Source organism: Sphingobacterium zeae, from assembly GCF_030818895.1.
Classification (GTDB): Bacteria; Bacteroidota; Bacteroidia; order Sphingobacteriales; family Sphingobacteriaceae; genus Sphingobacterium; species Sphingobacterium zeae.
The window spans coordinates 3,589,039-3,602,393 of sequence record NZ_JAUTBA010000001.1 but is presented as its reverse complement, the minus strand read 5'-3'; the positions used below and the strand labels follow the sequence as shown (position 1 = coordinate 3,602,393).

10 protein-coding genes are annotated in these 13,355 nt (G+C 43.0%); 9 read left to right on the top strand and 1 reads right to left on the bottom strand.

Annotated features, from left to right (window positions below):
- Positions 1-20: 20 nt before the first annotated feature.
- The 7 genes from QE382_RS15190 (at position 21) to QE382_RS15160 (ending at position 10,165) form a co-directional block, all read left to right on the top strand.
- Positions 21-977 carry a PKD domain-containing protein gene (locus tag QE382_RS15190; protein ID WP_293952517.1) on the top strand — a complete coding sequence of 319 codons (957 nt, stop codon included), beginning with the start codon at positions 21-23 and terminating at the stop codon, positions 975-977.
- 13 nt (positions 978-990) lie between these two features.
- Positions 991-3,384 (top strand): type VI secretion system protein TssR domain-containing protein, encoded by a 2,394-nt coding sequence (gene tssR / locus QE382_RS15185; RefSeq protein ID WP_307186646.1) that lies wholly within the window; start codon positions 991-993, stop codon positions 3,382-3,384.
- Positions 3,384-5,891 carry an ATP-dependent Clp protease ATP-binding subunit gene (locus QE382_RS15180; protein ID WP_307186645.1) on the top strand — a complete coding sequence of 836 codons (2,508 nt, stop codon included), beginning with the start codon at positions 3,384-3,386 and terminating at the stop codon, positions 5,889-5,891. Before tssR ends, QE382_RS15180 begins: the two co-directional genes overlap by 1 nt.
- A gap of 120 nt (positions 5,892-6,011) precedes the next feature.
- The gene (locus QE382_RS15175) at positions 6,012-6,458 is read left to right on the top strand and encodes a hypothetical protein (RefSeq protein WP_293936189.1); all 447 of its coding nucleotides are present in this window, start codon (positions 6,012-6,014) and stop codon (positions 6,456-6,458) included.
- A 5-nt stretch (positions 6,459-6,463) separates the two neighbouring features.
- Complete coding sequence (locus QE382_RS15170) at positions 6,464-7,849, top strand: DUF5458 family protein (protein WP_293880438.1); 1,386 nt, start codon at positions 6,464-6,466, stop codon at positions 7,847-7,849.
- A 10-nt stretch (positions 7,850-7,859) separates the two neighbouring features.
- Positions 7,860-8,291 carry a GPW/gp25 family protein gene (locus QE382_RS15165; protein ID WP_307186643.1) on the top strand — a complete coding sequence of 144 codons (432 nt, stop codon included), beginning with the start codon at positions 7,860-7,862 and terminating at the stop codon, positions 8,289-8,291.
- Positions 8,292-8,305: 14 nt separating this feature from the next.
- Positions 8,306-10,165: a hypothetical protein gene (locus QE382_RS15160; RefSeq protein ID WP_307186642.1), complete on the top strand. Its 1,860-nt coding sequence runs from the start codon at positions 8,306-8,308 to the stop codon at positions 10,163-10,165.
- Positions 10,166-10,247: 82 nt separating this feature from the next.
- On the opposite strand, the gene QE382_RS15155 is transcribed toward QE382_RS15160, so the two are convergent.
- Positions 10,248-11,198: a hypothetical protein gene (locus tag QE382_RS15155; RefSeq protein ID WP_307186641.1), complete on the bottom strand. Its 951-nt coding sequence runs from the start codon at positions 11,196-11,198 to the stop codon at positions 10,248-10,250.
- A gap of 119 nt (positions 11,199-11,317) precedes the next feature.
- Between QE382_RS15155 and QE382_RS15150 the strand changes: the two genes are divergently transcribed.
- Entirely contained in the window at positions 11,318-12,196 is an 879-nt protein-coding gene (locus QE382_RS15150; protein WP_307186640.1) for a TssN family type VI secretion system protein, read from the top strand.
- 10 nt (positions 12,197-12,206) lie between these two features.
- Positions 12,207-13,352, top strand: a complete 1,146-nt coding sequence (locus QE382_RS15145; protein WP_307186639.1) for a hypothetical protein — start codon at positions 12,207-12,209, stop codon at positions 13,350-13,352.
- Positions 13,353-13,355 lie beyond the last annotated feature (3 nt).

Genomic DNA, 13,355 nt, shown 5'->3' with positions numbered 1-13,355 from the left:
AATTAATCAATTGTAACTAAATGGATAGGAATTTTATTGAAGAGGGCGACGAAAGGAATGTCTCAAAGAGCAACCCTCGTATTTACTTGTTTATCATTATCTTTTTGGTCGTCGCTCTTTTAGCAGGGTTGATTTATTTCTTCAAGGTCTATACGCGATCGGAAGAGAAGATTAGCGCCAAAATTAATAAAACTGAAATTTACCTAAATGAAGATCTGATTTATGCCGACAACACCAATGGCGCTAAAAAGTGGGTCTGGGAATTTGGGAACGGCGATAAGTCGACAAAACAGCAAGGTACTTACCGCTTTAATAAGGTTGGGTCTTATGTGGTCAGACTCACCGTTAATGAAAATTTGCGTGAACAGTTTTTCGTTTCGGTAAAAGACAGTGTGGTGCATTCGATAGCACAGGATACCACATTGTTTATTAGTGGTTCTACAAACGGCATTGTGCTTGAAGAGATCCGTTTGGAAGCGAATGGACCTGGTGAAATATTCGAATGGTGGTTTGGTGAAACCGGAAAGGTGGATGCAATCGGTAAATCGGCTTTGTATACCTATACGAAACCTGGTGTTTATCAGGTGCGGCTGCGCTCGGATAAAAGTTCGAAATTTGCTACACACAACATCCGTATTGTTGACCCAGCAGCAGACATTAATCAGCTGGTGACCCCGGGCAAAGGAGCGCAGGATGCTCTTAACGATCTAAAAGAAAAAATTCAGGATATCGCCAATGGAGCCGATTTTAATTCAAAATATAGTTACATCTTATCGAAATACCTCTGTGGGGACGAAAAAGTGAAAGTGAATGTCGAAATGGATGGGCAGAAAAAGCAGATGGATATTTACGCGTATCTGATGGGACTCACTTTTTCAAAAGGAGTTACCATCAATGAAGTCACGGTGGAAAGCGCTTCGACGCCAAACGCCACAAAAGAATGTCCTACTTTAATTAAAGTTAAACAATCAAAATAAAGCCAAGCGCTGTATGAACTTAGTTAACTCTTTTCGGTTTTGTACCTTATGCCTGGGCCTGCTGTGGAGTGCCCTTAGCGCAAATGACCTCCTCGCGCAGTCTGCGACCTCCTTCGGCGGATCTGTGGTGGGACTGCCTATTCCATACCTCGAACCTAATGCTTCGACATCGACCAAAGAATCTTTCGATAAATCTAACCTCCCTTGGATTGTTTTTTCGGATAGAAACGACAATCATACCAGCACTTCGCCGGGTGGTACGCTCATGATGGAAAAACTTTCGTTTATGCAGCCATTTTATGTGTCGGAAGAAAAGGACGGCTACCTTAAACTGCTGCGGTTTAGCGATAATATGGTACGCGGTCTTAAGCTGAAAGATAAAAAACGTGTGGAAAGTGTGGGTTGGATAGCAAAGGATAAGTTGTTGCTTTGGCAGCGTTCTTTTGTCGATGTAGCAACCCGATTCCCCAATAAAGCGCTCACCATTATCAATGATGTAGAGCCTTTACTGAATGGACAGTATTATTTCGATAAAAAAGATTCTATTTTTGTTTTTGACGGACCTGACCTTAAAAATGGGAAATCTAAGGTTGCCCTGCATAATTACGTGTATATCTTCAAGAAGTCCGATGACGGCAAGCAGTTTCTGATTGGGTCGACGGATCAGTTTGTGCCGCGTGAGGCAGGAAAATATATCAAAGGCTGGGTATCAGCATCGGTCGTACAAAATTGGGGTCATCGCCTGTATTTTGCGCCCTATACATTTGAATCACCGCAGGCCGATACCGTGGTGGCAAAGATCAATAAGAATCGTATCGATGGATTTGAGCCTTATAAGGTCGACCCACTGATAGATACAGCGAATATCACCATGCTCGGTTTGCCTGTACGTACCGTTGATGATTCGGGCATCGCTACGCATTATGCGGTTGATGTGTTCAATAAATCGAATAACAAGGTACTCACCATTAACGGGGCTGAACTGACTTATCCTGGATTGATCAACCTGATCAAAAACAGGTCGAAAGTCAATATTATTTTTGTAATCGATGGTGGAAACGCGATGCGTAACCATTTTGCCAGTCTTACGAATACCATTCAGGGGTTTGAAAATAGTGTCGAACAGGTCTTTAATAAGCAAAATGTAAAATACGGAAGTGTGGTGTTCCGCAACCCATCGTCATGTGGTGGACGAAGCGCCTCGTTGGAGCTCACCGATGATTTTCGTAAGCTGGTAGGATTTTTACGTGACCAATCCAAAATAACCAGTGAATGTGATCGTGGAAATGCGGAGCAGCCCCTTTTTGAGGGTATCGCACAGGCCACCAACTTGGTTAAGGATGTGGCGCAACAAACAAATCTTTTCGTGATTGTAGGTGCTACAGGTAATTTGGGTGGTGCAAACAACAGTCAACTGTCTTCAATAGCACGCCGTGTAGCCGATGTAGAGGGTCGAATGGTGATCTTACAAGCTTACAATAGCACACCGACAACATTTAACGATTTTATTGTTCAATCGCGAAAGCTGGTCTCCAGTGAAGCCTATTATGCGGCTGAAAGGCGAAAATTTCAATTGGTACGTGGAGAAGCTTTCGGTAATCAGTCTTATGATTTTAACTTGACAGATTCGATTTCCTACTACCTTGATTTTCCGAAAAATAGCCTTATTCAGGGTGGCGTGGTGTTCCCTACAAGGGGTTCGGCATTAAATAATAAAAGTTTCAATGTAGCATTCTATCGTTTTATGGACGAAACCCGGCAGGATATACGCTCGCATATCCATAGCTTAGATAGTGCTTTTAGACTGACAGGTATTGAAAATGCGAATGTTAATCCGACCGTGGCCAAATTATTAGGAGGAAAATTTAATCGGGATGTGGGTGAAGGGATGCCGCACAATGCATTCAAATTTGCGTCTACCCTGAAATTCAGTCCGGATTTACAATATCAGCTTACCAAAGGGCTCGATTTTGATTTGATCCTGAACGCAGGCGAGTTCAACGAATTCAGCAGTATGCTGTCGGTTATGAGTGGAGATAACTTAGTGAAGGATGACAATTCTTTCCGTAAAAAGCTATATGATAACTATATCGACGAATATAAGAAAAAATGGCCGATGTATTCTGCCCGTGATGTAGACAAATGGACATTAGGAAAGTACTTCTCCGTCATGTTGGGAATTCCGTTGCTCCACAATACATTTACCGACATGAAAGTGGAAGCATTAAAAAATAAGAAAGAGATGTCGCTACCTTCATTCGAAGAGTATATCGTCTATTTACAGAAGGTGATGGCCATGACGCGCACTTATGCTCAAAATCAAGGTAAATTCTTCTCCAACGGCGAGCAATATTACCGGGTACGTGGCAGCTTTTTTAATATGAACACCATTCAAACGGCAAATTAATGACGATTAGTAATTTTAGTGAATCTGTAAAATTGGCAATTCATATTGCACAGGCCTTGGCGGAAGAATACCATCAAAACCAGTTCGGCCCAGCGCATCTGTTAAAAGCTTTAATGCACAAAGATGTCGGCTTGAGACAATTTGTACAATCGATTGACAAAGACGACCAATACATCTCCGAATGGGCCGAAGTGCGTATGGACGAACTGGAGCGATCCAGCAACGTGCCACCTGCCGAGGAAATTAGAGGGAATGAAGCCGTGCTGCGGCTGCTGGACGAAGCCGACCTGGTACGCATTAAACTGGGACTCGATCTTATCACACCGATATGTGTATTGACTGCCATATCAAAAGCGGGTATTGCTTTTGACGTCAATCAGTTGAAATCTTTTCCGATCAAAGAAAAGGAGATCTATGATCTTTATATTGATCAAAATCAGCTGTCACAGGCGGTATCGGGTGCTGCTGAAAGCAGTAGCACCCAGAGCGGCGAGCCAAGCGGCTTGCATAATGCCTTGCATCAGTACTGTATTGATCGTCTGCAGCTCGTGCGTGAAGGAAAATCCGATCCGATAGTAGGTCGCGATCGGGAGATTCGCATGATGCTCGAAATCCTCTGCCGCCGCAACAAACCCAACGTAATTATTGCTGGCGAAGCAGGCGTGGGTAAAACAGCGCTTGTGGACGGCTTTGCCATCGATATCGTGAGTGGACATGTGCCTGAACAGCTCAAGGCAGCACAACTTTTTGAGCTTGACCTCGGAGCTCTCATCGCAGGGGCAAGTTACAAAGGTGAGATAGAAGACCGGCTGAAGAAAATTATCGCAGAAATTAAGCGATTCGATAAGGCGATCTTATTTATTGATGAAATACATACGCTTTTGGATAGCAAGGGGCCCATTGGTTCTGGCGCGGGAAATTTGCTGAAACCTGAATTGGCCCGTGGTGAGATTACCGTAATTGGTGCCACCACGCTAGAAGAGTATCGAAAGATTATTGAGCCTGAACAGGCCTTCAGTAGACGTTTTGAATTGCTGCAAATTGCCGAGCCAACGGAAGAGAAAGCTATTAAAATGCTTGAAAAGGTATTGGATAGGTATGAACAGCACCATGAATTGAAGGTGGACAGCGCCGCACTTCCCGTAACAGTGTCGCTGGCAAAAAGATACTTAAAGGATCGCCATCTGCCTGATTCGGCATTTGATCTTATGGACCGTAGTATGGCGGCACTAAAGCTTGCGCAAAGTGGTTCGCTCAGCATCCTTGAGCAGATAGACGACGAATTTCAGCATCTCAGAGCTGAACTGCAACAGAAGAGCGAGCGGGAGCAGTTTGGTGCATATAAGTGGCTTACTGAAGCGCTGTTTAATAGGTTGAGCCCCATTCTCTTGGGAATGTTAAATGAAGAGGAACGTTATGAAGACCTGGAATCTGCTCAACACTATGCTGACTTTCTTGTACACATCATACCACAGTTGAAAATGCATGCTGAACAGTTGTCCGATATACTCACCAAGCAGGATATTGTTGCTGTGATGGCGCATAAAACTGGAATTCCGATGGGAAAACTACAGGCTGGAGAAAAAGAAAAGCTGTTGCAGATTGAAAGTTATCTGCAGAAGCGTGTGGTAGGACAAGATCAGGCGATCAAAGCAGTGTCGGAGGCCATACTGGAGTCGAGAAGTGGTTTGAATAAAAAAGGCCAGCCCATTGGCTCTTTCTTTCTTTTGGGCCCTACAGGTACAGGGAAAACGGAACTAGCAAAATCCATAGCGGAGTTTCTGTTCAATGATGAGAAAGCAATGATCCGCTTTGATATGTCGGAATTTAAGGAGGAACATAGTGCAGCATTGCTCTATGGAGCTCCGCCGGGATATGTGGGATATGAGGAGGGTGGACTACTGGTCAACAAAATCAGACAGCAGCCTTATTCAGTTTTACTTTTTGACGAAATCGAAAAAGCACATCCTTCGGTGTTTGATACATTCTTACAGATCCTGGACGAAGGCATGATGCACGACCGATTAGGAAAAGCTGGTGATTTTAGCAATTCCCTGATTTTATTTACCTCTAACATTGGGAGTGAGTGGATTGCTGGACAAATCGATGCAGGTAAGGGCTTTCCAACGCATAATCAGCTGATGGAAATCATGACCGCCCATTTTAGGCCAGAGTTTTTGGCACGTATTGCTGAAATTGTGCCCTTCGCGCCAATATCTACAGATCATATTGTTAAGATCTTTGATATTCAACTGCAACAACTCATTCAGCTGCTCGATAAGCAAGGGGTTGATCTGGTTGTAACTGCCGAAGCCAAACAAGCTATTGCCATGAAGGGCTTTACACCAAAATACGGTGCCAGGCAGCTTGCTGCTGGCATTCGTAATGAACTGCGGCGCCCGATTTCGAAAATGCTTATTGCAGGCGAACTAAATAAGGGGGACATATTGACGGTAGGCTGGGATGCAAGTCAGGAGATTCTCACATGGGAAATAAAACAGAAATAGCTGTATGTTGTTTTAATACAGTGTACTAGCGCAATTGCTGAAGGTATTATGCTAATATTTTAGTATATTGTAGATAGAATAGGACAAATTAATTAGAGTATAAACTTAATTTTTAGATATATGTTTGAGTACGAAATTGGTGGAAACGAAAGGAAAGTTGAGACTTCGGAATCCATTGTGGACATCTCGTTCAATAAAACGATGTTTATTCAGAAATTGACCGATAATGAGCCTTTGCGTCCAGAGAAAGTAGAAGGACTTAAGAAAGTGGAGGATGTATTTGCGCATTTCAAGCCAAGTGTGGGGGTATCCTTTGAGGATGAAGATGGTAGCAGCGTTCATGAAGAGCTGAAATTTCAGAATTTGGGCGATTTTTCAGCAAAGAATTTAACGATGCAAAGTGATTTTTTGTCTAATCTAAGTGTTCAAAAAGATCTTTCTGCAAGTGTGATCAAACAGCTGAAATCGAATAAAACGTTGAAGTCTGCCATTGAAAATGCCGAAACAAAGGCTGCATTCATCAATGTGCTTAAAAATTTTATCGCTGAATTAGAAGCTAATAAATAGGACCTATGGCAAATACACAAGAAGAAAAAGCGGCACAAGCGGGTAGCGCTGCCGGATATAAAGAGGTAAAGGACCGTGCTGCTACCGAAAGCTTGCAGGAAAGTTTAGATAAGCTGGTGCGCGTGGGGGGCTTTGATTTATTGGAAGCATCGGTGGATGGTATCCAAAATTTAAATCCTGAACGTAAGGCACGCAAGCAGATTTTTTTGAGCGATGACCAAAAAAAGAAGGAACGTGAACAACTTAAGAAGAAGATGGAACTTTGGGTAGATCTGTTGGAAAATTCGGATTCCGTTGCTTCTATGGTAGATAAAAGCGCTGAAAAGCTGAAGGTAGCCGAAGAGACGTTAAACCGCAATTTGGGAACGGCTCTGGAAGCAACTCGTGAGCTGGAGCAGGCTTATCGCTCTGTCCACTTGTTCTATAAGAACACAGAAGCTGATAAAGTGGATAATGTGGTCCTCATGAATGCCAGTATGGACCAGCTGACAGACCTGGACAACCCCCGTTTTATCGAATATGTGTCTGAAGAGTTTAAACAGAATTATGATAGGCTAGACCTGCGCGACAACTATTCGCTATTGGTATTACCGGGCTACTTGGGGTCCAATAAGGTGTTGGATCGTTGGGCAAAGATTGCCAATGCGAATAAAGCGATGCTCGTCACCGATTTTGCGGATCTCGAACAGCCGGATGATGTGATCGACCTCTTCACATCTGGTAATTACACCAGCGCAGAAGCATATAAATCCAACGTCATCATGACGACCAACTGGTTGATTGGACGGGAGAAAAATACCACTGTAGGCGAGGAGGAAGATCTGACTGTACCGGGCTCTGCTGCGCTGGCGGGAAAAATGTATTATACATTGATGTCGCAGGTAACTGCGGGAAAAAAACACGGTACAATCAATGAGGTTGATGGCGTAAAGTTTGACCTTAAGAAAAGTGAAATTTCGCATCTCGAACGTATTGGATTGGTTCCAATGGTGAATGAATATGGGAAGGTGATGGCATTCTCCGCCAAAACGTTATTTAATGGTGATAATATTGGCTTGCAGACTTACTCTGTGGTGCGTGTATTCGATTATGTGACGAAAGTCCTTTTTGATTTTCTGAACCGCAGAGCGTTTGAAAATTGGACGACCAAGACGGAAAAAGATTTGCGTGCGCAGATTGTGAAATTTTTGGACAGTATTCAAGGGCCAGATAGATTGATTGAGCGCTTCAAAATCATGCGATTTGAACGTGATGATCAGCAAAAAGATAAAATTCATCTTGATATCCATATTACTCCATTCTTTCCTGCCAAAAGTTTTATGGTCAAATTGGATGGCTACAAGGGGGAAGATGAAAGCACAACATGGGCTAGTGAGTACAATCAGCAATAAATGAGTTTATATGGAATTTTACCTGGATAAACCTTTACAGTTAAACCTCCCAGTGGAGAATCAGCGGTTGAAAGAGTCTGATCTGGGTAAATCCATTTCAAATTATCTGGAGCTGATCATATTTACCCGAAAGGGAGAGCATCGCTTTAACGCCGATTTTGGATGTGCCATTTGGGACTTGGATTTTGAATTGATCGTCAGTGAGAGTCTATGGGAAGAAAAGTTTAGAAAATCACTGCTCGATTGCATTACGCGTTATGAGTGGCGCATCGCACAGGTGGTGGTCAAGGTCAATATTTCTGAAGTGGAAACATTCTTTCCAAAGCGGAAGGTCGCGGAGATCAAAAAGAAAGTAATGATTTATGTGGAGGCTAAGATGGTGGAGACTGGGGAGCGCTATGCATTCAGTACTTCGTTATTTTTAAGTCCTTTAGCTAGGTAGTGAGCAAAGAGCAGATGAACGATATTTTTTACTCCAGTAAGGAAGAGATTCGCAATAGGATCATTAAGAAGGCCCAGGAGCTTTGGGGAATCCAAAAGGTATTTGACTTTGATCCAGTGGTCCTTTTATTGATGGAAGTGCTGAGCAGTGAGATCTTTCAGGTGTCGAATGATGTGCGCGATTTTGAGAATCGGATCTTTGATAAGATCGGTCGTCTCTTGGCACCGGACTATCTGGTAGCGCCACTACCAGCTCATGCGATCTTGCTGTACCAACCCAGTGAAGCTGAGGCGCGTATAAGCCCTTACCTGCATATGAACATGAAGAAAAAAATTTCTTCTGTAGGCGCTTCAAAAGAGGAAAAAATGGTGGAAATGAATTTTTCCAGTTTGGAAGAAGTGCATCTATTTCATGGAAAGATCCGTTATATGGCTACCCCTAGGCAGCTGTTTGAAATACAGCCCAATGTAAAACGTTCATTAGGAAAATCGCTGCACATCAATACTGGACATTCCGTCTTTCTGGGTATAAAATGTTTGGAGTACGACCGTAGGAAAGCCTTTGCGGGTTTAAATTTCTATTTCGACTGGGGCAATTATCAGGTCAACCGGGAGATCTACAAAGTGCTAAACCTTGGAAAATGGCACCTGAATGGAATTCCCATAAAACACCATCAAAATAGATTTTTAAAACGGTCAGATCGCTTAGTGGATGAACTGTTTGACCGAAAAAATTACCTCTTTAACTTAAGCCAGGACATAGAGGGCTATTATCAGCAGCATTTTCTGACCTTGGACGATGAGCCGGATGTGGCTTGTTTTGGGAAAACGAGTTCGCTACCGGAGGAAATTGTAGCGCATTTTGAACAGCAGATGACGGATCGCCTCGAGCAGGATCTGGATTGGATTCGTATTGACATGCCGACTTCCATGCCGGTGCAGCTGCTTGATGAACTCCATGTACAAATAAATGCATTTCCCGTTGTCAATAAGCGCTTGGTCGAAGGTAAGCATCGGGTGAAAGCCCTTAAAAACATTGTTGGTATCGAAACCGCGCAGCTTGAACAACTACTGACGGTGGAAGAGGTATTGGATCAGGAGGGGGAAAAATATAGTGAAGTTCCTTACAACAGATCTGGTGTACACGCCGAAGCAGGCTTTTACACCGTGCGGCAGGGTGGAGTCGAAAGGCTTGATAATCGTACTGCCAAAGATTTGCTGGATTACCTGTTTGAACTGATACGGGATGAAAAAGCTGCTTTTGCATCTTATAATGCTGATTTCTTGAATGCTATATTGCGTGATTTGGACAAAAACTTAGCAATGATACAGCAGAAGGGAAAGGCCCTGCATCTCCGGCAGAATGATTTCAAGCAGTACATTGTGATGAATCCAAAAAATGATGGCGACCTTCTTTTTACAAAGATGTGGATGACCCAAGCGGAGCTAGCGAACGGCATTGCTGTCGGTACGCCTTTGCAGATCCAGTTGGGTGCGGTAAAAAATTATGAACAGCTTGTGTTTCTTACCACAAGTAGAGGCGGACGTTCGCGTCTTAACCGAAGGGATAGTTTGCAGGCCTTTAAATACAATGTGACCACCGGAGATCGCATCGTTAGTAAGAATGATATTATCAATTTCATTAAATTGGAACTCGGACAGGTGGTTAAACGTATTGAAATTAAGTCTGGAGTAATGATGGATGCTGATCCAAGAAGAGGATTTCAGAAAACCACTGACATTTATGTGGAGCCTGATGGAAGCTTTGATCTGGAAGCGTCGGAATGGAATGAGTTATTGGAACAGGTGATGAGTAAGCTACAGGTGCGAAGCAGCATGGAGGTGCACTATCGTCTGCTGCTAAAGATGCTATAAGTTATTGTATAGCAAGTACGCTGGTCTGTTGCGTAGGCTACAATAAAGTAGACTACAGTTATGTCGACTACAGGTATATTGACTACAGGTATGAGGTGTGTCCCAATACAGTGGGGTTGTTGCCCTGCTCATCGCTTAAATAGCTATGTTTCACCTCTGGAAGGAGGTCATAGCGCAATTGTCGGTTTAAATGAGCCGGGAAAAGGTTGTCCAGCACCAGATGAATGATATATTCGTCTTTGGCGTTGGGCAGATAGTTCTTTAAAAGTTGGGGATAAGACGGCCCTATTGTGATGTTAAGATAGCTCTCATTGCGCTCAAAGTTCATCGTGGTCAAACTGTCGACTCCGAGCTGGCAATAGCCCAATGTACTGGGTGGAAGCCCGATTTCTTGCCAGTCGATTTTGCGGTCATGTGTTGCACGATGGATTTCAATGGGCATGTTGAGCAGGTTGCGCAACAGCTGTTGAGCATAAGCCATATCGTTTTTATGATTGTGGATTTCAGGGATAAAATGCATCCAGATCACACGCTGGCGCGGGCTCAGGCGGTGTAGTTCGGGAAAATTGGAGAGTAGTAAGTTGCTCATATCCTGATACATTGTCTGCATATCAAGACGGCTTTCATATTGATCCAGCTGCGTCCGTAAATAGAACAGTTCGTTTTCGAATGGAGCGAAGAACTGACGGGCATTTTGCTCCTGGCGACGCTTGTTTCGAACATCCTGGATCATCACATCTTCGTCAAGAATTTCACTGCCAGCATGTAGGGTATGAAAGAGGCCTTCGGGGAGCATGTCATAAAAGCCTTCACGGTTCATATGGATGCGTACAAATTCTTCATTGCTCGTCTCGGAGATATAAGGGCTGACAGATTGAATTTCTGTGGAGAATGGGCGACGGCTTGAACCGTCACAGGTAAAGATAATATGATCTGGATCTACGCCGTGCTGAATAAGATCAGCCGCCTTTTGGCTGGCCTTGATATCTGATGTCATGCTATTGCTGGTGAATAAACCGTCCTTTTTTTTCATAGAAATCATTTTTCCTTGAACATATAAGCCCAATAGATTGTTTTAACCCAGTAGATTGTTTTCACGCTGACCGGGGATTTTAATTATAAATTGTTTATTTAAAGATAGTATATTAGTTTGTGAATACTGCAACAGCTGAAATGGAAGTACAAACAGTTTTTTTGAGGTACATACTTGCGCCTTTATTAGTATTTATTTCGACAATTGTATTGTCGGTCTGGAATAAGAAGAATTCTCTTCTTAGCAATAAGAAGTTAATTATTTCGATCCTAATAGGAGGACTAGTGCTGGCATTGCCCGGTTTTTTCGGGTTTTTGGGCTTTGGCTATATGCCTTGGGGCTATTTTATCACCATGATGTACGCGTTGGGACTAGGGGTGCTTTGGGTGTATCTGCTGAGTAAGTGGGATTTAAATACTTTGGAAAACAAAAAGTTATTCGTGTTTTTCGTCATGTTTGTCATGCTCTTACTTGGACTATATATTTATAAGCTATTTTTCGACTGGATGAGCCCATTCCGATTGGGCTGGTGGGCAGCCACCAGTATTTCCATTTTTATGGTTCCTATGTTCTTTTGGTGGACGTACATTGCGCTGTTATCTATCCCTATGGAAATTCATCGGGTATGGGAATACCCACGGTTTCCAGAAGAAATCAGTCTGGATCATTTGGATTTTGATAAGCTATTGGTATTGGAACTGGAACTCTATAAGGACAGCAAAGATGTGGAGCCGTTGCGCGTGAAGGTTAAAGCGCCAGAAAAAATGAACTTCGGTCTATGGTTTCAAAAATTTATTGAAGATTATAATGCCAAATTTCCAAGCGCCCCGGTTCGCTTCGTGGACGATCAGGGAGAATACCAGCGCTGGATATTTGTTGTGAAGAGGTCTATCTTTAGAAGAAATGTATATATAGACCCCAATGCAGACATTTCAGGCAATCAGATTACAGAAAAAATGACTATTCACGCCAAGCGTGTTTCAGAAACGATAGGATAACATTAAGCTTATGCAAAAACCATTAAATTACGAAGGTATCAATTGGGTGGATGGGATGAAACTCTCCAGTGGTGATTTTGTTCATACGGATCTCTATACCCAAGATCTCGTCCGCGACGGCATATCAGTGGGGCTCCATCATGCGAATTTTGGATTGTTGCCAGCCTTTGCGGGGTATGATCGTTCTTTTGATATTTCGCTGCTGAAAAAAAATACAAATTATCTGGAGGTTGAAGTTCGGTTTTGCAATGCGGTCACCAGCGATGGGAACCGAATCAATATTGCCTATCAGCAAGGTGCGGTAGAGGCGAATTTTAGTGCCTTTATGGATGTGTCGAAAATTGCTGTCGGCGAGCATTATGTAGTTTTATATGTACATTCATTTAGAAAATCGGCTTTTGGCGAACCTAATCCGGAGGAATCACCCCTTCGTTACCCGTTTGTAAAAAAAGAATATACGATCGATATTGTGACGAAGTCCGCAGTACAGCAACGGCAGGTGAGTAATTCTTTTCTGCCTATCGGCAAGCTTGTAAACGACGGACAGGAAACTTTATTGGTTTCGCAATACATTATGCCTTGCGTTTATATCGAAAGTCATCCACAGTTGATGGATTTTCACAACCGCTTTTACCGAGCATTGAATGAGTTTCAGTCAGCCGCATATCGCATCATGGATAAAACAGTGAACAAACCTAAGATCACCGAGCTGGGGCTTAATATCCGCTTTATTACTGAACGTATCTTAGCGTATATGGCCACTTCATTTTTTGAATACCGATCTATCCTTCCGCAAAAGGCACCCATTTATCTTTTAAAATATTTTTCGGATTTTGCGCATGTATTTTTTAATGCTGTACGGCTGATCGAATCTGCTGAACGGGAGGAAATGCTAAAATATTTCTATGAGTGGAAAGATGTGACACCCGGAAATTTTGAGGAACGTTTATCAAACCTTATTGAATTGCGTTACGATCATCTGGAAATTGCAGAAGCGATGGAATGTGTGGCTGATTTTATGCAGGTAATGGTTTCGTTATGGGGTAAATTGGCGACGTTGGAATATATTGGTCAACGACGGGAAAATATAGTCGTTGCTGAGCAAAAAGTTGTGCAGGAGGTACAGACGAAGCGAACCTGGTCTTTGCTGGATTAGTAG

Coding starts and splice junctions, on each gene's coding strand:
- QE382_RS15170 (WP_293880438.1), top strand. CDS start 6,464: ATGGCAAATACACAAGAAGAAAAAGCGGCACAAGCGGGTAGCGCTGCC.
- QE382_RS15160 (WP_307186642.1), top strand. CDS start 8,306: ATGAACGATATTTTTTACTCCAGTAAGGAAGAGATTCGCAATAGGATC.
- QE382_RS15190 (WP_293952517.1), top strand. CDS start 21: ATGGATAGGAATTTTATTGAAGAGGGCGACGAAAGGAATGTCTCAAAG.
- QE382_RS15155 (WP_307186641.1), bottom strand. CDS start 11,198: ATGAAAAAAAAGGACGGTTTATTCACCAGCAATAGCATGACATCAGAT.
- QE382_RS15180 (WP_307186645.1), top strand. CDS start 3,384: ATGACGATTAGTAATTTTAGTGAATCTGTAAAATTGGCAATTCATATT.
- QE382_RS15145 (WP_307186639.1), top strand. CDS start 12,207: ATGCAAAAACCATTAAATTACGAAGGTATCAATTGGGTGGATGGGATG.
- QE382_RS15175 (WP_293936189.1), top strand. CDS start 6,012: ATGTTTGAGTACGAAATTGGTGGAAACGAAAGGAAAGTTGAGACTTCG.
- tssR (WP_307186646.1), top strand. CDS start 991: ATGAACTTAGTTAACTCTTTTCGGTTTTGTACCTTATGCCTGGGCCTG.
- QE382_RS15165 (WP_307186643.1), top strand. CDS start 7,860: ATGGAATTTTACCTGGATAAACCTTTACAGTTAAACCTCCCAGTGGAG.